Origin of the sequence: Devosia sp. MC1541 (genome assembly GCF_012847305.1) — a bacterium.
GTDB lineage: Bacteria > Pseudomonadota > Alphaproteobacteria > Rhizobiales > Devosiaceae > Devosia.
In genome coordinates this window covers 33,586-50,419 of the sequence record NZ_JABBDZ010000008.1, presented here as the reverse complement: position 1 = coordinate 50,419, position 16,834 = coordinate 33,586, and the positions used below count along the sequence as shown (strand labels likewise).

Sequence of the window (16,834 nt, the reverse complement as noted above, 5' to 3'; positions counted from 1 at the left end):
GCATTCTGCTGGCCTTTATGGGCACGAGGATGGGCGCGGAGGTGGCGGTTTGGGGCGCGAGAAAGGGGCGCAAAGGCGGAAAAGATCGCGCCGCCAAGGGGGCGGCTTTTTTTGGGGGGAGGCGCTCGGCGCGGAGTGAGGGGCAGGGGGCTCCCATGATGCGCGTGGTTTTGGCGGCGGGGATTGCTTAATTCGTTTGGGTGGTGGTGAGGATCACCGGTGATGGGTGACTTCTGTCATAGCAGGTGTGTCCCTCGCACGGCTCGTTACGCTTGGGGTTGACCCAAGGGGCTACACTTGGGCGTGCCCGGGAGTGAGTAGGTGCGGGTTTGGAGGAAGACCCCCACCCGGCCTCGCCCGAATACGGGACTGTTTACAACTTACTCATTTGGGATTCTAGTTTGACTGCTTGGGGGTGATTTGCCGGAGGGTTTGAGATGGATTGTCCAGATTGTTCTAGCACTGCCACGGTCAAGCGCGGCCTCAAGGCGGGTTACCAGCGATTTAGCTGTAAGGAGTGTGGTCGGTACTTTACTGATCGCGCCCCTAAATTCAGCGCTCAGACAAAAGCGCAGGCCGTTCAGATGTATCTCAACGGCACCGGCATTCGGGCCATTGGGCGCGTCCTTTCGGCCTCCCCAGCCGCGGTCCTTAAATGGATCCGCAAGGAGCACGACATCTTGCAAGAGCGGATTGCGGCTCAGCGCGGTACGCCAGCGAGCGGGCCCGATATTATTGAGATGGACGAGATCTATACCTACGTCCAAAAAAACAGCAGCGAGCGGTTATCTGGACCGTTTATAGCCGAAGACAGCGCCGCGTTGTTGCCCACCACATCGGTGACAAAGGCGTAGAAAGTGCGATCACGGCTTACCGCTTGGCCCTGCAGGCTGTGGGTGAGATCGGGGCCATCTTTACCGATGCCAACTCTTGTTACGCACTCGCTTTCAAGCGCAATGGCGTGACCGTGCCACACCTGGAAACAAAGGCGCAAACCCACCTGATTGAGTCCTCAAATTCCTCAATCAGGGACAATCTTGCGCGGTTCAATCGGCGGACGAAGCGCGTCTCCAAAACAGTGCAGATGCTCGAGATTACGCTCAATCTGTTCTTCAACAGACACCTCATAAGGAGTCCCAAATGAACAGTCCCCCCGAATTCGGGGGAGGAGTAGAGCTGCTTGCTCTTTAGTAAATCCGCATTTGCATGCGCATGACGATGTCGGAGCCGATGCGCTGGAAGCCGTATTCGCGCATGGTGCACTGCCACGTCTCGCCCGCTTTTTCGATGCGGAAGAGATTGTAACGGGCTGGATCGTCGAGCGTGCCGCCTTGGGCGGCGCTGGCGGCGGCGACGCCGATCACTGGAACCTCATGCCCCTTGCCGGGGATGTGGTGGATGGATGAACGGTGGGTGTGGCCGTGAAGGACCATTTCAGCGCCTTCTTCGGCGATGACGCGGCGGAAGGTGCGGTGGCCCTTGAGGCCAAAGCTTGGGTGCTGAAGCGCTTGGACGGGCGGATGGTGGATCATCACCACGCGGAAGTAACCCGCATCGCCGAGAATTTTGAGAAGGCGCGACAGACGCGCGGCCTGCATATCGTCAAACTTGCCGACGGCCAAGAACGGCGCGGTCGGGACAGCGCTTGAGCAAGAGATGATGGCAACGTCGCCCACACGGCGCACGAAGGGGAAGGCCTGGCCTTCGATGGTCTCGCCCTTGAGATAATCGCCCCATTCGCGCTGCGCGTGCTCAAGCGCGCCGGGGACATAGGCGTCGTGATTGCCGGGGCAGACGGCCGTGGTTTCCGAAGACCCCAACTCGCGCAGCCACTGGCCAGCGCGTTCGACCTCGAAGGGCAACGCCAGATTGGTCATATCGCCAGTGACCGCCGTAAAGTCGGCGTTTTGCTCGCGCATGTGCGCAACCAGTCGCTGCAGGGTTTCGGTGTTCATCTCACCGTGGCGCTTGAGCTTCCAGTTCAGGTAGCCCGTCAGGCGTTTGCCCAAAAGGTCACGCGGTGCCACTTCTGGAAGCGGCGAGAGATGGATGTCTGAAATGTGGGCGAGTGTGATCATCGAGAGGGGTTGTGCCAGAATGAAGCGGCCAAGAAAATGTTCAATCGTGCTTCCACACGATTTTGTCACGCGCAAAGCTCTGCTAGCGATGGGGCAAGTATTGGAGCAAAGCCGATGATGAATGGCCGACAGCGCATGATTGCGCGCATCTTTCTAACCGTAAAAGGCTTTATGCTCCGCATGACTGTCGGCACCCGCGTTATGCTGGTCGATGGCGATAAGGTCTTGCTAATTAAGCATACTTACGTGCCGGGCTGGCAATTTCCGGGCGGCGGCGTCGACCCCGGCGAGACTTTTGAAGAGGCCGGCGTGCGCGAGGCTTTGGAGGAAACCGGCTATCGAGTCGAGGGCCCGATGGAGTTATTTGGTCTTTACCATAATTCCAGTCCGGTGACGAACCGGGACCATGTCGCCTTCTTCGTCTGCAAGAAATTCAGCCACGAATTCGAGCGTAAGCCGGATCGCGAGATCGCAGAGATCGGCTGGTTTGACCGTCGGCAGCTGCCAAATGGGGTGTCTCCGGCAACTTCGCAGCGGATCGACGAGTATTTTGACGGCGTCGAAAAGCGGAAAGTGTGGGGCTATTAAGCCCCACGCCGAATTTTACGTTTAACGCAGGAATTCCAGATCTGGCCCGACCGGCACGACGCGGGTTGGGTTGATGGTGATGTGGCTCCAATAATAGTGCGTTTTGATGTGGTCGAGGTCGACCGTTTCCTTGATGCCCGGGACCTCGTAGAGCGCCTTTAAATAGTGCGAGAGGTTGGGGTAGTCGGCGATGCGACGGATGTTGCATTTGAAGTGACCGACATAGACCGCATCAAAGCGTACGAGCGTGGTGAAGAGACGCCAATCGGCTTCGGTGATGGTATCGCCGGTGAGGTATGAGGTTTCGCCGAGCAGGCCTTCTAGCCAATCGAGGGCTGCAAAGAGTTTTGCTACCGCTTCTTCGTAAGCGGGCTGAGTCGTGGCAAAGCCAGCCTTGTAGACGCCGTTGTTGACCTCGTCATAAATGCGGGCGTTGACCGCATCGATGTCAGCGCGCAGGGCTTCGGGATAATAGTCGTCCTCATTGCCGGTCAGCTCGTTAAAGGCCGAGTTGAACATGCGAATGATTTCGCTGCTTTCGTTCGAGACGATGGAATTGGTTTTTGTGTCCCACAAAACTGGAACGGTGACGCGGCCGGTGTAGTCCGGCTTGGCGGCAGCGTAGACCTGCCAGAGGAAGTCTTTGCCTAAAAGCGTGTCGCCGGAGGAGCCTTCGTCGGTTTTGAATGACCAGCCGGTTTCGTCTGGCATTTTGGGCGAGACGATGTGGACCGGGATCAAATCTTCAAGGTTTTTGAGCTTGCGGAAGATCAGCGTGCGGTGGGCCCAAGGGCAGGCGAGGGAGACGTAGAGGTGATAGCGGCCTGCTTCGGCTTTAAAGCCCCCTTCGCCGGACGGGCCGGGAGCGCCATCAGCGGTGACCCAATTACGGAAGCCGGATTGCGAGCGGACGAACTTTCCGCCGGTCTTGGAAGTGTCGTACCACTGGGTTGACCACTTGCCATCTATCAACTGTCCCATTGTTCGTCCTTTCGTTCGCCATCGCACGTCCTCAATGAGGCAGGGGATGTGGAGGTTGCTGTGGCCCCAAAGTTAGGGGGAATGAGGGGCGGAGATAAGGGGAGGCAATGGCAACGCACTGTTGTGCATTTGGAACACAAACAGGCGATGCGAACACAAGACTGTTCGCGACTTCGCATTTTTGTTTACGTGATCGCACACCGGTGCTAATCGGGATTCTAGACGTGGAGGCGTCCAGGATGGTGAAAGTTTTTCAGATGAACCGACGACCCTAGTTGGTCGTTTTTAACGGGTGCCCCGAGCGGGTGGCCCTGTCCTCGTCTGAACATTACTGGACCATTTTCTCATGACCGCTTCTCTTGCGTCCGCTGCCATCACGACTCCTGCTGGCGAAACCCTGTCCCTGCGTGTTGCAACCCCGGCTGACGATGCATTCGTCGATGACCTTCAGGCTCTGGCCTTCGGTCCGGGACGTTTTGCGCGGACGGCTTTCCGGGTGCGTGAGCGTTTCCCGATTGATCCGAGCCTGAGCCTGATTTCGGAAGTCGATGGCGTGCCGTCCGGTTCGGTGTGGATGACCCCGATCAGCGTTGGCGACATGAACGGCTACATGCTTGGGCCGCTGGCAACACACCCGAAATTCCGCAAGCGCGGTGCTGGTAAGCTTTTGGCTTTGGAAGTGTCTAAGCTGGCGCTGTCGCGTGGCGAGGGCAAGTTTGTGCTGCTGGTTGGCGATCAGGACTATTACTGCCCGCTTGGCTGGGAAATCACCACTCCGGGCAATATCGAGTTTCCCGGCCCGGTCGATGTGAGCCGCGTGCTGCTGCTGTCGGATGACAAGGGCCTTGCCAAGACCCTGTCGGGCCGCATCGGTGCGTTCCGCACCGGTCAGTAGGCAGATTTCTGCTGCTCTTTGCGTTCGGCTGCCCTAATCTGGCGCTATGACTATTCGCGACGAAGCATTCCTTTCTCGACTGAGCAGCCGCCTGTTGCAGGTTCCGCCAGTACACGCCGGAGAGCTGGTGCCCGATTGGGCGCCTTTGACACCCTATGACCGTCCGCCTGTTGCGGCGGCAGTGATGATTGCTTTGGTCGAGCGGCCTGAAGGGTTGACGGTGCTCTATACGGAGCGGTCGCCCGATTTGCGGGCGCATTCGGGGCAGGTGGCTTTTCCCGGCGGCAAGGTCGACAAGACCGATGCCGATGTGGCGGCGGCGGCTGTGCGCGAGGCCAATGAAGAGGTGGGGATGCGGGCGGAGGATGTGAAAATCCTTGGCTATTTGCCGACCTACTACACGGGCACGAATTATCTGATTACCCCGGTGGTGGCTTTGGTCAGTCCAAGTGGGCCGTTTGTCCCTAATCCGGGAGAAGTGCACTCGGTGTTTGAAGTGCCGCTGTCGCGGATATTGGAGCGATCCACCTATGGGCGCTTTAAAATCTCCCGGCAGGGGAAAGAGCACACCACTTGGCAGATCGACCATGATGGTCACATGATCTGGGGTATTACGGCCAATCTCACGCGGAAATTCCGAGATTTGGTGATGGATGAGGATGCTGCATGACGTCGACCAAGCTTAAAGCGGATTGGCTCGCTCTTCCTGCTGTGCAGACCATTTTTACGGTGCTCGGCGGCGCTGAGGGGAAAACCCGCGCGGTCGGCGGGATTGTGCGCGACAGCCTGCTCGGCTCGCTTCGGCCTAATACCGATATTGATATGGCCACCGAGCTTTTACCGGTGAGCGTGATGCAGCGGGCAAAAGCTGCGGGCATAGCGACCTATCCGACGGGCATTGACCACGGAACTGTGACGCTTCGGCTCGACGACACGAGCGTGGAAGTGACGACCTTGCGCAAGGACGTGGAGACCGATGGTCGGCACGCGCAGGTGGAATTTGGCACGGACTGGGTGGAGGATGCTCGGCGGCGCGATTTTACGATGAACGCACTCTATGTGGAGGCTGATGGGACGGTGTTTGATCCGCTGGGCGGGTTGGGCGATCTCCATAATCAGCGCGTGCGCTTTATTGGTGATGCGGCGACGAGAATCGCTGAGGACGGTTTGCGGGTCTATCGGTTCTTCCGATTCTCGACGACGCATGGTGGCGGGCAGTTTGATGCCGAGGGGTTGGCTGCTTGTCGCGCGGCCTCGGGGCGCTTGGACCATCTCTCGCGCGAGCGTGTCGGTTCAGAAATGATGCGGATGCTGGCGCAGCCAAAAGTGGCGCGGACGCTGGCGGTTATGCAAGGCATTGGCCTTGTCCGGGCGACGGAAAAGCAGATTGCAAGCCTTGTAACCTATGAGGACCTTGGCGGTCGCTCCGCCGAAGCGCGCTTGGCGCTCTTTGGCGCGGATAGCCTGCCGCTGCGTCAGGCCGAGTGGCGGCTCTCGGGCGAGGTTTATGCCAAGGCTTTGCGCATTGTTGAGTCCGCAGACTTGCTGGTGCATAATCAAGCCAACTGGGCCGCTTATCGGTTTGGCGAAGACGCGGTTGAAGGGCTGGCTGTTGTGGCGAGCACTGATGACTGGCCGCGTGATCGGCTTATGGAAGCGGCACGAGAATTGGCGCGACTGCCCGCGCAGCCGCTGCCAGTGTCGGGGAAAGACCTGATGGAGCAAGGCGTTGCCGCTGGCCCGGAAATGGGTCAACGGCTTAAAAAGCTTGAGAAGGCCTGGGTCGAGAGCGGTTTTACGCTTTCAAAACATGAGCTCCTCGCGCTTTAGGCGCGGGGACCAACGTCGACGATCCGCTCTTTGATGCGCTCGACCATGTCGGGGCGCACTTCCGTTTCGCCGTGCAAAGATTTTAGATTTTCGACAGCGCGACGCACGACTTCAGCTTCTGATTCCGCCTCTGCGTGCCAGGTTGCGCCTGGGATGAGTGTTCCAGCATCAAATCGCTTCATCACGTAACTCCTTGGTTTGACCTTGGGCGTGTCCGGGCAAAACGAGTGGGCGGGGCATGGGTTCCGCTAATCTTCGTCATCGGGGAAGAACCCCATGTCCGAAAGGCCTTCGAGCCAAGTTGAACCCTTGCGGCGGATAACGGTTCGAGGGGCGACGCCTGTGGCGTCTTCAAGGGCCTGAGCGAGCGCTTGGGAGTGGGTGACGACCCAGACTTGGGTTCGCTCAGAAGCGCGGGCGATGGCTTGCGCAAGGGCTGGTAATAGATCTGGGTGGAGCGAGGCTTCAGGCTCGTTGAGAGCGATGAAGGGGGCGGGGCGGTAGCTGAGGAGGGCACCCAGCAAGGCGAGAAATTGCAATGTACCATCGGAGAGTTCCGCAGCGCCGAAGGGGCGGTTGGGGACCTCAGGGAAGGTCATGGTGAAACTGGCGTATTTGTCTGGCGGCGGGATGTCGAGACGCGCACCGGGGAAGGCTCGATCAATTGCTGCGTCGAGATCGACGGTGTCGCCGCGAATATGTTTGAGGGTCGCAAAGACCGCGCCGAGATTGCTGCCGTCAGAATCGAGCATGGGCGAGGTGATGGCGAGCGAAGGTCGGCGCAACGGCGAATCTGGGTCGGTGCGGAAGCCGTGATAGAATCGCCAGCTTGCGAGCATGTGGCGAACCGCATCGACCTCGGGGAGAGTGCCGCGCAATGACGAGAGGGCGGTCTCGCTCGGCAAGAGCGGCTCATCGAGCTGGCGGCGCGCGCCATTATCATCGCGATACCACACTGCTGAGCGATTGCGCTCCAGCAGCGTCACGGGACGGCGACCGGGCAGGATCAGGCTCTCGGATTTGATCTGGGGTTCTTCGGAGAAGACGGCTTCGTATTTGCTGTCGCCAAAGCCGACTTCAACGGCGTAGCGCGGCAGGATGACGTCGGATCCATTGTCGGCCTCAAGGCCAATTTCGAGGCAGAGGCGCGGCAGGTCTTTGACACCGCGCTCGCCCGCCCAAAGGACGGAGCCAAGCCCACCTTCGCGGGCGATGGCGTGGGTAATGGTGCCATTGGCCGCAGCTTGCAGGAGTTCGAGGGCGCGATAGAGATTGGTTTTGCCGACGCCATTTCCGCCGGTCAGCACGGTCAGGCGACGTAGGGGGAAGCGGATCGATCGAACCGAGCGATAGGCTTTGATCTCAAGGTCAGAAACAGTCATGGCGCCAGTCAATCAGAAGGTGAGTGAGGGCGCCATGATCAAATTTGAGTTGGGTCAGTCGCCGATCAGGGCCACTTTACCGCAGGCGGCATGGAGGAGAGGATGGAATTGATATTGCCACCGGTCTTCAGGCCAAAGGTCGTGCCGCGATCATAGAGCAGGTTGAATTCGACATAGCGCCCACGGCGAACCAGCTGTTCGTCGCGCTCAGCTTCCGACCAGTTCTTTTCAAAATGGCGGCGAACGAGCTTGGGATAGATGTCGAGGAAGGCTTCGCCGACAGCGCGGGTGAATTCGAAATCGGCATCCCAATCACCAGTATTGAGGTGATCGTAGAAAATGCCGCCGATACCGCGATGTTCATTGCGGTGTGGCAGGAAGAAATATTCGTCGCACCATGCTTTGAGGCGATCGTAGTCGACGCCCGGACGGTTTTCGCAGGCGGCCTTCATGGCAGCGTGGAAATCGATAGTGTCGGTGTCGTCCTGCGTGCGCTTAACGTCGAGAACTGGCGTCAGGTCGGCGCCGCCGCCCCACCACTGCTTGCCCGTGACGATCATGCGCGTGTTCATATGCACGGCAGGAACATGAGGGTTCCAAGGGTGGATGATGAGCGAAATGCCCGAACTCCAGAAGCCCGCACCCGCTTCGGTGCCTGGCATCTGCTTGGCAAAGTCTTCGGAGAAGGTGCCGTGCACAGTTGAGATGTGCACGCCTGCCTTTTCAAAGACGCGGCCGTGAAGCATGCCCATTTCGCCGCCGCCGCCAGCGGCGCGATCCCATGGGGAAATTTCAAACTTGCCGGGTGCCCTATCGGCATGAGGTCCGGTGACCTCAGCTTCAATAGCTTCCAGCTCCGCCACGATCTTGTCTCGCAGAGTACGGAACCAAGCTTGCGCAGCGATTTTTTTGTCGTCGATATCGATTGGCAGTGTCATGGCGGGGGACATGTACCTTTATGCGGAAACTGTAAAGGGTCCTAGCAGCATGGGGGGATGCCGTGCGGATAGTTTCAAATGTCTTCAGCGTAACTGCCAGTCTGACGGATGGCTTCTCCTAAAGCCATAGCGCCAGCGATAGCGATATTGAGAGAGCGCAGGCCTTCTCGCATGGGGATACGGATACGAAGGTCGGCGCGTTCTGCGACCTCATCTGGCACGCCAGCGCTTTCACGTCCAAGGAGCAAAATGTCGCCAGCGACAAACTGCGCCTTATAAAGTGATGAACTGGACTTGGTGGTCATCAAAACCAGCCGCCTGCCTTGGGAAATCCGCCAGTCTTCAAAGGCGGAAAAGCTGTTGTGCTCAATAAGATTGGCGTGATCGAGGTAATCCATTCCAGATCTTGCGAGATTTTTCTGGGTGATGGCAAAGCCGGCTGGATGAATAACGTGAACTGGTACTCCCAGGCACGCTCCCAAGCGCAAAAGGGTCCCGGTATTTGCTGCAATGTCAGGTTGATAGAGTGCTAAATCCAAGGCCATGACTAAGTGTTCATCTTTCGCAAGGGTGGAGCATGCATGATCCACGGGTATAGTGTCGCAGGAGGGTGCTGTCAGTTGTCGCACTCTGGACAAGTGCCCGTGACAGTGCAAAAAGGACCCTAACTGACGGACCGCTTGAGGGCGGACGGCGGTCGATTCTGCATATTCTCCTATTTGCATAATCGATAATGCCGCTGCCGGCTCCGTCAAAGGTGCATTCGTACGGGGATACGGACTTTGGCCACAGAAGTAGAACATTCATCCACGAACCGGCGGGACTTTTTGTACGTCGCCACGGGCGCTGTTGGCGCTGTTGGCGCAGCCGCCGTGGTCTGGCCGCTGATCAATCAGCTTAATCCGGACGCTTCAACACTGGCTCTCGCCAGCATCGAATTCAACCTAGGCGCAATCGAAGAAGGCCAGTCGGTAACCATTACCTGGCGCGGTCTTCCTGTTTTCGTACGTCACCGTACGGCTGCTGAAATTGCTGAAGCCAAGGCTGTACCTTTGTCGGATCTGAAGGATCCGGAAACAGATGAGCAGCGCACCAAGGAAGGTCACGAACAGTGGCTGGTTATGGTTGCGAACTGCACGCATCTTGGTTGCGTACCAGTTGGTGAAGCTGGTGAGTTCGACGGCTGGTTCTGCCCGTGCCATGGTTCGCACTACGATACCGCAGGCCGCATTCGCAAGGGTCCCGCGCCGACAAACCTCGTCGTGCCGCCTTATGAATTTGTCAGCGATACGCTGGTTAAGATCGGTTAGTGGGGGACTTACCCGATGGCTTCTGAACACTCGAATTATACTCCGGGATCCTCAGTCGAGAAGTGGCTCGATGACCGCCTGCCGGTCGTGCGCTTCGCTAAAGAGCACTTGATGGATTTCCCCACTCCGAAGAACCTCAACTACTGGTGGACCTTCGGCGCTATTCTCGTGATGTGCCTTGGCGTGCAGATCGTGACCGGGATTATCCTGGCCATGCACTACACCCCGAACGTCTCGATGGCTTTCGACTCGGTTGAGCACATTCGTCGTGACGTCAACGGCGGCCGCATCATTCAGGCGACCCATGCTGTGGGTGCGTCGATGTTTTTTGTCGCACTCTACATTCATATCTTCCGTGGGCTGTATTATGGTTCGTATAAGGCACCACGTGAAATCATCTGGATTCTGGGTGTGCTGATCTTCATCCTCACTATGGCTACCGCCTTTATGGGCTATATCCTGCCGTGGGGTCAGATGAGCTTTTGGGGTGCTACCGTTATTTCTAACGTGTTCACCGCAATTCCGGGCATTGGTGAAAGCATTAAGCAGCTCGTTTTGGGTGGATTTGCCGTTGGCAACCCAACCCTGAACCGCTTCTTCTCGCTGCACTACCTGCTGCCGTTCATCATCGCTGCGGTGGTGGGCTTGCACATTTGGGCGCTTCACGTACCGGGTAATAACAACCCAATTGGCGTCGAAGTGAAGGATAAACGCGATACCGTGCCTTTCCATCCGTACTACACGATGAAAGACCTGTTCGCGATGGTGCTGTTCTGCATCCCCTTCGCTTGGTTCGTCTTCTTTGCGCCGGACATTCTGGGCCATGCCGACAACTACATCATGGCGAATAGCCAGGTAACGCCGGCTCACATTGTTCCAGAGTGGTACCTGCTTCCGTTCTACACCATTCTTCGTGCGGTTGACTTCAACATCTTGTTCATCGACTCCAAGCTTGGCGGTGTTATCGCCATGGGCGGTTCGATGCTCCTGCTGTTGGTTCTGCCGTGGCTCGATACTTCCAAGGTTCGTTCGGGTTCGTTCCGTCCGATGTTCAAGTGGTTCTACGCTCTGTTCGTGATCAACTTCATCGGTCTGGCTTACCTCGGTGCGCAACCGGCAGAAGGCGTCTACACCACATTGGCAAAAGTCTGCACTGCGTACTACTTCATCTACTTCCTTGTGATTCTGCCGGTGCTTTCGCGGATTGAAACGCCAAAGCCGCTGCCGACCAGCATCTCCGAGAGTGTTCTCGGCAAGGTACACTCGTGAACGAGGCGAGACCTATGTCAAAAATCAAAACCATTGCTATCGCAATGGCAGTCGCAGCAGGCCTTGCTGCGACTCCAACCTTCGCCGCCGGCGAAGGGGCTCATGTTGAACGCCAGAATTGGTCGTTCGGCGGTCTTTTCGGTACTTACGATCAGAACCAGCTTCAGCGCGGCTTCCAAATCTATCGTGAAGTTTGTGCGAGCTGCCACGGTGCGCGTCTTCTCTCGTTCCGTAACCTTTCGGAAGAGAATGGCCCGTCCTTCTCGGAAGAACAGGTCAAGGCACTTGCTGCTGAGTACGAAGTCGCTGATCCAACCGCAGAAGGTGGCGTTCGCCCAGCTGTTCCAGCTGATCGTTGGCCGAGCCCATTTGCGAGCGACGCTGAAGCAGCCGAAGCGATGGGCGGTTCTTTCCCGCCTGACTTCTCGGTGCTGGCAAAGGCTCGCGGCGTCAAGGACGAGTTCCCGACCTGGATCTTCAACTACTTCACTGGCTACCAGGAAGGCGGCGCTGACTATATCTATGGTCTGCTGACCGGCTACCGCGACGAAGCTCCAGAAGGCTTTGAGCTCCCAGATGGCAAGTCGTACAACGACGTGTTCCCTGGTCATGCTATTGGCATGGCGCCTCCGCTGTCTGACGGTTCGGTGACGTATGAGCCAGGTCCAAACGGTGAAACCGTTCCGGAAACCCTGGACCAGTACGCCCATGACGTTGCTGCTTTCATGATGTGGGCTGCAGAGCCTCACCTCGTGAGCCGCAAGGAAACCGGCTTCATGGTTCTGATCTTCCTCATCGGCTTCGCCGGTCTGCTTTATGCAACCAAGCGCAAGCTCTGGAAGGGCATCGAGCACTAAGTCCACGCTCGCTGAACGTTTAAGGGGCCCGTCGGGCCCCTTTCTTTTTGGTGGTTCGGGTAAACTAATCCGCTCACGCTTGCGCCATGCTCTTGCCATCGGGTGGAAGTATGGTGATATTCCCGTGAAGTCGCTGTGTTGAGAGAAGGACTGAGATGTCCGCTGTACGTCTGGCCGTTACGGTCGTTACTACTGCTATCACCGTCAGCCGCCACCCAGCGGTTCGCGCGGGGATTCAGGCAGTGGCTCAGAACCCAAAAACGCGCGAAGTCGCGATCAACACATCCCGGAATGTCGCTTATAGTGCTGGCGTTCTGGCGCGGCATCTTTTGGGCCGCAACAAAACCTAATTCTTAAATTCTAGCCTCAAGGCCGCAGATGTCGCTCGACCTGAAGTCGCTCGTCCGTACGATTCCGAATTATCCCAAGGAAGGGATTCTGTTTCGGGACATCACCACCCTGATCGAGCATCCGGAAGGGTTCCGTCAAAGCGTTGAACAGATCGCGGCTCAATATCGCGATCAGGGTTTCACCCATGTCGCTGGTATTGAAGCGCGTGGTTTCATTTTTGGCGCTGGCGTTGCCATCGCGATGGGCGTGGGCTTTGTGCCGGTCCGTAAGCGCGGCAAGCTGCCGGGCGCAACTATCGGCCAGAACTATGTGCTTGAGTATGGCGTTGACACGATCGAAATCCATGCTGACGTGCTTAATGCTGGGCACAAGGTTCTGATCGTTGACGATCTGATCGCCACGGGCGGCACTGCTATTGCTGCAGTCAGCCTCGTGCGCAGCACGGGCGCGACGTGTGACCATGCAGCCTTTGCCATTGATCTGCCCGATCTGGGTGGTGCGGCGAAGCTGGCGGCACAGAACGTTGAAGTCAGCGCGCTGATGGCTTTTGAAGGCCACTGAGCCGGTTTAAGCTGAATGTGAAGGGGTCGAGCCTAGCTCGGCCCCTTTGTCGTTTCTACCAGTTGTTGCGGCCATCCATGGCGGTGATGGGAATGCTGGTGCGGTCGAAATCATCGACCAAATTGAGATTGAAATACATGGCGCGGGTTTCAGGGACGCCCTCGGTCGCGCCCGGCTTGAGCGTGCCGTCGTCGTTGTAGATCGCGCTCCAATCGGGGCTGTCGCCCCAAGTCTGCATGCCGCATGCGGCGCAGAAGTGATGCACGTTCAGCCCTGTCGGGTTGTAGGTGCCTTCAGCGCTGTTGGAGAGCAGCTTGAAATCTTCAGGCTTTACACCGGTCCAAACGGCTCCCGACCGCTGGCAATAGCTGCAGTTGCAGGTGTGTGCCTCGCTTGGGGCAGAGGCAATCTCGAATTTTATAGCGCCGCAGTGGCAAGAGGCGGTCAAAGCCATGGTCAGTGTCCTCGTTATGAGTGAGTGCTAACCAGTGGTTCTGACAGAGCTTGTCAGTAGGCCTAGGCGGCGATGGCTTCGCGCTTGTCGATCAGGCAGAGCTGATTGCCCTCAGGATCGGGCATCACCGTATAGGTGGGCAGTACCCGATCAATGCTGGCGCCAAGCTCTTTCAGGCGATCCACCTCCGCCTGCCGATTGGCGACTTCCACATCGAGGTGGACGCGATTGTTATCGTGACGCTGTCCATCGACGTTTTGGAAGCAGAGGCTCGGGCCGGGGCCATCGACCATGACCTTTGGGTCGGTTTCTGGGGTGAGGCCAAAGACGGCCAGCCGAACCAACTCAAGCTGATCGTATTCGCGCAGGGCGTAGCCATCCAATGCGTTGGCCCAAAACCTTGCCAGAGCGGCAGGGTGTTCGCAGTCAAAAACGATTTGATTGATGACGCCCATGGCGCTTCTCCTCATTCTTTACCGAAGGGTTAACGGCAGAATGGGGCCAGAGCTTGAACAGAATAGGGCGAGGTCGGGGCTGGCCGACGCATTTATGTAGTCTGGTTCACGGCGGATGAACCCAAAAAAAAGAGGCCCCGGAGGGCCTCTTTCCTGTTCAGAGCTGAGCGGATTAAGGCTCGAGCTTGCCGGTTTCCGGATGGTCTTCGGCGCTGATGTTTGGCTCGTTGCGGGTCTTCCACAGGGAGTAGAAAACGCCAGCAGCAAGGATCGAGATCGTGACGCCGAGCGAGAGCAGGGTGTCGATATGGATGCCGAATGGCACCAGACAGATCTTGATACCGATGAGAACCAGAATGACAGCCAGCGATACCTGCAGGTAACGGAAGCGGTTCATTGCGGCTGCCAGAGCGAAGTAGAGCGCGCGCAGGCCAAGGATCGCGAAGATGTTCGAGGTGTAGACAATGAAGGTGTCTTGGGTGACAGCGAACACAGCTGGAACCGAGTCGACCGCAAAGATCAGGTCGACGATTTCAACCATGATCAGCGCGATGGCCAACGGGGTCAGCCAGGTAACGAGCTTGCCGGTCTTCGGATCTGGAGCCTTAACGGTGAAGTTACGGCCATGCAGTTCCTTGGTGACGCGGAAACGGGACGACAAGAACTTGTAGATCTTGTTGTCTTCCATGTTCGGCTCTTCGTCTTCGTGCTTGAACATTTTCAAGCCGGTGAAGATGAGGAAGGCACCGAAGATCGCCAGAATCCAGCTGAACTGGTGAACCAGAGCAGCACCAACGCCGATCAGAACAGCGCGGAACAGGATCACGCCCAAGATGCCCCAGAACAGCACGCGGTGCTGATAGAGACGTGGGATGCCCAAGAAGCCGAAGATGGTGGCGATGACGAACATATTGTCCATCGCCAGCGACTGCTCGATCAAATAGCCGGTGTAGAACTCAAGCCCGGCTTGCGAGCCGCGCTGGAACCAGACCCAAGCACCAAACGCTAGCGCGATGATGACGTAGAAACCGTAGAGCAGAAGGCTCTCTTTGGCTTCGATCTCGTGTTCATCCTTGTGAAGGATGCCAAGGTCGAAGACAAGCAGAGCAAGAACGATCGCGATAAACGCGATCCAGAAGTAAGCGGGGGTACCGAGGAAATCGCCCGATAAGGCAGACAGCAGCATATCCATGTGCCGGACCTTCTCCATGTAACGTGGTGGAGCAGCTCCGACATCGCCGTAGCAAGAGCTACGACCAGAGGGGCCCGGCGCTGCTCGTATAAAATGCGCCAGAAACGGGAAAGTTTCAAGGTGTTGGCACGAAGCAGGGCGTAAAGCACAGAATTATGCTGTGCCCAATTGGCAGCGGAACAAGAGACGGCGCGCGTGCGCCAGGCTTTTGTGGGGCGTCAGACGGGATTAGCGGACGGTGCAGAACATAACGACGGCTTCAGCTGTTTCCAGCTGGAGGGCGATATTGAAATTTTCGTCGCTGGTTATGCGGCCGGCCTGCACCGAGCCATTGGCGCGCAGATTGCCATCGTTGAAGCCGACGCCGTCCTGATAGGCGGTGACTGTGCCCGTGCCGGAGCGTGTGTCGCCCATGGTTCGTCCCGCCCAACCATAGACGCCACCATACATGGTGAGGATGCCCACGCGTTCAGTGGTCTCGTCTCTGCAGCTCCAATTGCCTTCATAGGCCTGAGCGAAGGCAGGGATTGCGGTTACGGCGGTGACAGCAAGTGCAAGGGCGAATCGGCGCATAAGTGCACAGTGCCGACCCGACCTCTGTCTTTCAAGACCCGCGCTTGATCAAACTCTTGAGCAGAGGAACTTTGGTGAGACCAAGAAGCAGTTTGAGCTTGAGCGGCATCTTGTAGTCGCGCAGCTTCGAGAAGCTGACGAGTTCTGCCGAATAGACGGCTTCGCCATTCTGGTTGGTGCTCGACACATGGGTGATGAGCACGCCCCAGCCCGGCAGCGAATTGGAGACGCGCTTGGATTTGACGTACATCGAATAGGTGATGGTGTCTCCGGGGCGAACCGGCGTTGTGTATTGCATGGAGCTAATGCCGGGGGAGGGACCCGAGACGCCCGGCGACTGGCCGGCATCGATCAGGCGCTTTTCTTCGGCAAAGAGCGCATCGACCATGAGCCGCTGGCCGACGGATGCAGTGTGCCAGCCAGAGGCGATGATGCCGCCAAAATGGCTGTGCTTGGCCTCTTCGGCGTCGGTATGGAAATACTGCGGATCGTAGAGCGAGGCGAACCGCACAATCTCGTCTTGAGTGAATGTGTGGCTTCCCATCGGGAAGTCTTCGTTCAGATTGATCTCTTCAAACCAGCGCGTCATGCCGCGACCTCCGGATTGCGGCACTCAACCAGATTGGCGAGGCGCATGGTCATGACCTGCTTGTTCTTTTGATTTCGAATGTCGAAATCAAGGGTGACAATGCCCCAATGGGGGTGTGACTGCGAGCGGCGGAGCTCGGAAATAGTCACAGCGCCCGAGATAGTGTCGTTGACCATGACCGGGGCCTTCCACTTCAGATCGGAAAAGCCGAGGCCGCCAGCCGACGCAATTTTGGAGAGGAACGCATCGACGAGGGCGCGAAGGCTCAAAGCGCCCGTCTGCCAGCCGCTGGAGGCAAGGCCTCCAAGCAGGCTCTGACGAGCTGCTTCTTCATCCAAATGGAAAGGCAGAGGATCAAACTCTGCGGCGAAAGTCGTGATCATCTCGCGTGTCAGCGTCGAGGGGGCGAGCGCAATAGTTTCGCCGAGGCGCAGGTCTTCAAAATGGAGACGATTAGCTATGACTGGATTGGTCATTTGCTTTCCCTATACGTCAATTGTTTTCTTCTGCCATAGGGTGCGGGGCACGGGC

The 16,834-nt window shown here is 57.7% G+C and carries 22 protein-coding genes; 10 read left to right on the top strand and 12 right to left on the bottom strand.

The genetic code is table 11. The features are described from left to right. Positions 1 to 437: 437 nt before the first annotated feature. Complete coding sequence (locus HKD40_RS10350) at positions 438 to 854, top strand: IS1 family transposase (RefSeq protein WP_169195676.1); 417 nt, start codon at positions 438 to 440, stop codon at positions 852 to 854. A gap of 333 nt (positions 855 to 1,187) precedes the next feature. Here the strand turns inward: HKD40_RS10350 and HKD40_RS10340 are convergent, their stop codons facing one another. After that, positions 1,188 to 2,147, bottom strand: coding sequence for a metallophosphoesterase (locus tag HKD40_RS10340; protein WP_169195675.1), 960 nt, complete (start codon positions 2,145 to 2,147; stop codon positions 1,188 to 1,190). A gap of 45 nt (positions 2,148 to 2,192) precedes the next feature. On the opposite strand from HKD40_RS10340, the gene HKD40_RS10335 reads away from it, so the two are divergent. Beyond that, positions 2,193 to 2,666 (top strand): NUDIX domain-containing protein, encoded by a 474-nt coding sequence (locus tag HKD40_RS10335; RefSeq protein ID WP_248306013.1) that lies wholly within the window; start codon positions 2,193 to 2,195, stop codon positions 2,664 to 2,666. 21 nt (positions 2,667 to 2,687) lie between these two features. On the opposite strand, the gene HKD40_RS10330 is transcribed toward HKD40_RS10335, so the two are convergent. Continuing rightward, positions 2,688 to 3,647, bottom strand: coding sequence for a glutathione S-transferase family protein (locus HKD40_RS10330; RefSeq protein ID WP_169195674.1), 960 nt, complete (start codon positions 3,645 to 3,647; stop codon positions 2,688 to 2,690). Between the two features lie 346 nt (positions 3,648 to 3,993). Between HKD40_RS10330 and HKD40_RS10325 the strand changes: the two genes are divergently transcribed. Genes HKD40_RS10325 through HKD40_RS10315 form a run of 3 tightly spaced genes read left to right on the top strand, consistent with a single transcriptional unit; the run spans position 3,994 to position 6,372 of the window. Next, a complete protein-coding gene (locus tag HKD40_RS10325; RefSeq protein WP_169195673.1) occupies positions 3,994 to 4,542 on the top strand; it encodes an N-acetyltransferase in 549 nt (182 codons plus the stop codon). A 46-nt stretch (positions 4,543 to 4,588) separates the two neighbouring features. Next, entirely contained in the window at positions 4,589 to 5,212 is a 624-nt protein-coding gene (locus HKD40_RS10320; RefSeq protein WP_169195672.1) for a CoA pyrophosphatase, read from the top strand. Beyond that, positions 5,209 to 6,372, top strand: a complete 1,164-nt coding sequence (locus HKD40_RS10315; protein ID WP_169195671.1) for a CCA tRNA nucleotidyltransferase — start codon at positions 5,209 to 5,211, stop codon at positions 6,370 to 6,372. Before HKD40_RS10320 ends, HKD40_RS10315 begins: the two co-directional genes overlap by 4 nt. On the opposite strand, the gene HKD40_RS10310 is transcribed toward HKD40_RS10315, so the two are convergent. From HKD40_RS10310 to HKD40_RS10295, 4 genes are all read right to left on the bottom strand, one after another. Beyond that, positions 6,369 to 6,554 (bottom strand): DUF1059 domain-containing protein, encoded by a 186-nt coding sequence (locus HKD40_RS10310; RefSeq protein WP_169195670.1) that lies wholly within the window; start codon positions 6,552 to 6,554, stop codon positions 6,369 to 6,371. The two genes, HKD40_RS10315 and HKD40_RS10310, sit on opposite strands and share 4 nt — an antisense overlap. A gap of 66 nt (positions 6,555 to 6,620) precedes the next feature. Beyond that, positions 6,621 to 7,754: an AAA family ATPase gene (locus HKD40_RS10305; RefSeq protein WP_169195669.1), complete on the bottom strand. Its 1,134-nt coding sequence runs from the start codon at positions 7,752 to 7,754 to the stop codon at positions 6,621 to 6,623. A gap of 65 nt (positions 7,755 to 7,819) precedes the next feature. Then, positions 7,820 to 8,692, bottom strand: a complete 873-nt coding sequence (gene hemF / locus HKD40_RS10300; protein WP_248306012.1) for an oxygen-dependent coproporphyrinogen oxidase — start codon at positions 8,690 to 8,692, stop codon at positions 7,820 to 7,822. 74 nt (positions 8,693 to 8,766) lie between these two features. Next, complete coding sequence (locus tag HKD40_RS10295) at positions 8,767 to 9,237, bottom strand: tRNA (cytidine(34)-2'-O)-methyltransferase (protein ID WP_199532308.1); 471 nt, start codon at positions 9,235 to 9,237, stop codon at positions 8,767 to 8,769. A 237-nt stretch (positions 9,238 to 9,474) separates the two neighbouring features. On the opposite strand from HKD40_RS10295, the gene petA reads away from it, so the two are divergent. The 5 genes from petA to HKD40_RS10270 all read left to right on the top strand — a co-directional run bounded on the left by petA (position 9,475) and on the right by HKD40_RS10270 (position 13,040). Beyond that, complete coding sequence (gene petA / locus HKD40_RS10290) at positions 9,475 to 10,002, top strand: ubiquinol-cytochrome c reductase iron-sulfur subunit (RefSeq protein ID WP_169195667.1); 528 nt, start codon at positions 9,475 to 9,477, stop codon at positions 10,000 to 10,002. Positions 10,003 to 10,017: 15 nt separating this feature from the next. Then, positions 10,018 to 11,271 (top strand): cytochrome b N-terminal domain-containing protein, encoded by a 1,254-nt coding sequence (locus tag HKD40_RS10285; protein ID WP_169195666.1) that lies wholly within the window; start codon positions 10,018 to 10,020, stop codon positions 11,269 to 11,271. A 14-nt stretch (positions 11,272 to 11,285) separates the two neighbouring features. Beyond that, positions 11,286 to 12,128 carry a cytochrome c1 gene (locus tag HKD40_RS10280; RefSeq protein ID WP_169195665.1) on the top strand — a complete coding sequence of 281 codons (843 nt, stop codon included), beginning with the start codon at positions 11,286 to 11,288 and terminating at the stop codon, positions 12,126 to 12,128. A gap of 155 nt (positions 12,129 to 12,283) precedes the next feature. Beyond that, complete coding sequence (locus HKD40_RS10275; protein WP_169195664.1) at positions 12,284 to 12,478, top strand: hypothetical protein; 195 nt, start codon at positions 12,284 to 12,286, stop codon at positions 12,476 to 12,478. A 28-nt stretch (positions 12,479 to 12,506) separates the two neighbouring features. Next, a complete protein-coding gene (locus HKD40_RS10270; RefSeq protein ID WP_169195663.1) occupies positions 12,507 to 13,040 on the top strand; it encodes an adenine phosphoribosyltransferase in 534 nt (177 codons plus the stop codon). Positions 13,041 to 13,095: 55 nt separating this feature from the next. On the opposite strand, the gene HKD40_RS10265 is transcribed toward HKD40_RS10270, so the two are convergent. The 6 genes from HKD40_RS10265 to HKD40_RS10240 form a co-directional block, all read right to left on the bottom strand. Beyond that, the gene (locus HKD40_RS10265) at positions 13,096 to 13,494 is read right to left on the bottom strand and encodes a GFA family protein (RefSeq protein WP_169195662.1); all 399 of its coding nucleotides are present in this window, start codon (positions 13,492 to 13,494) and stop codon (positions 13,096 to 13,098) included. Positions 13,495 to 13,556: 62 nt separating this feature from the next. Further along, the gene (locus HKD40_RS10260) at positions 13,557 to 13,949 is read right to left on the bottom strand and encodes a VOC family protein (protein ID WP_169195661.1); all 393 of its coding nucleotides are present in this window, start codon (positions 13,947 to 13,949) and stop codon (positions 13,557 to 13,559) included. Positions 13,950 to 14,121: 172 nt separating this feature from the next. Then, entirely contained in the window at positions 14,122 to 15,141 is a 1,020-nt protein-coding gene (locus HKD40_RS10255) for a TerC family protein (RefSeq protein ID WP_169195660.1), read from the bottom strand. A 228-nt stretch (positions 15,142 to 15,369) separates the two neighbouring features. Then, the gene (locus HKD40_RS10250) at positions 15,370 to 15,714 is read right to left on the bottom strand and encodes a hypothetical protein (protein ID WP_169195659.1); all 345 of its coding nucleotides are present in this window, start codon (positions 15,712 to 15,714) and stop codon (positions 15,370 to 15,372) included. A gap of 31 nt (positions 15,715 to 15,745) precedes the next feature. Then, positions 15,746 to 16,303, bottom strand: coding sequence for a MaoC family dehydratase (locus HKD40_RS10245; protein ID WP_169195658.1), 558 nt, complete (start codon positions 16,301 to 16,303; stop codon positions 15,746 to 15,748). Then, positions 16,300 to 16,779, bottom strand: coding sequence for a MaoC family dehydratase (locus tag HKD40_RS10240; protein WP_169195657.1), 480 nt, complete (start codon positions 16,777 to 16,779; stop codon positions 16,300 to 16,302). Before HKD40_RS10240 ends, HKD40_RS10245 begins: the two co-directional genes overlap by 4 nt. Positions 16,780 to 16,834: the final 55 nt, after the last annotated feature.

Bases quoted from the DNA above. Each gene is read 5' to 3' on its own strand.
- HKD40_RS10245 (WP_169195658.1), bottom strand. From the start codon at position 16,303: ATGACGCGCTGGTTTGAAGAGATCAATCTGAACGAAGACTTCCCGATG.
- HKD40_RS10260 (WP_169195661.1), bottom strand. From the start codon at position 13,949: ATGGGCGTCATCAATCAAATCGTTTTTGACTGCGAACACCCTGCCGCT.
- HKD40_RS10250 (WP_169195659.1), bottom strand. From the start codon at position 15,714: ATGCGCCGATTCGCCCTTGCACTTGCTGTCACCGCCGTAACCGCAATC.
- HKD40_RS10255 (WP_169195660.1), bottom strand. From the start codon at position 15,141: ATGGATATGCTGCTGTCTGCCTTATCGGGCGATTTCCTCGGTACCCCC.
- HKD40_RS10320 (WP_169195672.1), top strand. From the start codon at position 4,589: ATGACTATTCGCGACGAAGCATTCCTTTCTCGACTGAGCAGCCGCCTG.
- hemF (WP_248306012.1), bottom strand. From the start codon at position 8,692: ATGACACTGCCAATCGATATCGACGACAAAAAAATCGCTGCGCAAGCT.
- HKD40_RS10270 (WP_169195663.1), top strand. From the start codon at position 12,507: ATGTCGCTCGACCTGAAGTCGCTCGTCCGTACGATTCCGAATTATCCC.
- HKD40_RS10315 (WP_169195671.1), top strand. From the start codon at position 5,209: ATGACGTCGACCAAGCTTAAAGCGGATTGGCTCGCTCTTCCTGCTGTG.
- HKD40_RS10275 (WP_169195664.1), top strand. From the start codon at position 12,284: ATGTCCGCTGTACGTCTGGCCGTTACGGTCGTTACTACTGCTATCACC.
- HKD40_RS10295 (WP_199532308.1), bottom strand. From the start codon at position 9,237: ATGGCCTTGGATTTAGCACTCTATCAACCTGACATTGCAGCAAATACC.
- HKD40_RS10325 (WP_169195673.1), top strand. From the start codon at position 3,994: ATGACCGCTTCTCTTGCGTCCGCTGCCATCACGACTCCTGCTGGCGAA.
- HKD40_RS10240 (WP_169195657.1), bottom strand. From the start codon at position 16,779: ATGACCAATCCAGTCATAGCTAATCGTCTCCATTTTGAAGACCTGCGC.
- HKD40_RS10265 (WP_169195662.1), bottom strand. From the start codon at position 13,494: ATGGCTTTGACCGCCTCTTGCCACTGCGGCGCTATAAAATTCGAGATT.
- HKD40_RS10350 (WP_169195676.1), top strand. From the start codon at position 438: ATGGATTGTCCAGATTGTTCTAGCACTGCCACGGTCAAGCGCGGCCTC.
- HKD40_RS10335 (WP_248306013.1), top strand. From the start codon at position 2,193: ATGATGAATGGCCGACAGCGCATGATTGCGCGCATCTTTCTAACCGTA.
- HKD40_RS10280 (WP_169195665.1), top strand. From the start codon at position 11,286: ATGTCAAAAATCAAAACCATTGCTATCGCAATGGCAGTCGCAGCAGGC.
- HKD40_RS10330 (WP_169195674.1), bottom strand. From the start codon at position 3,647: ATGGGACAGTTGATAGATGGCAAGTGGTCAACCCAGTGGTACGACACT.
- HKD40_RS10305 (WP_169195669.1), bottom strand. From the start codon at position 7,754: ATGACTGTTTCTGACCTTGAGATCAAAGCCTATCGCTCGGTTCGATCG.
- HKD40_RS10310 (WP_169195670.1), bottom strand. From the start codon at position 6,554: ATGAAGCGATTTGATGCTGGAACACTCATCCCAGGCGCAACCTGGCAC.
- HKD40_RS10285 (WP_169195666.1), top strand. From the start codon at position 10,018: ATGGCTTCTGAACACTCGAATTATACTCCGGGATCCTCAGTCGAGAAG.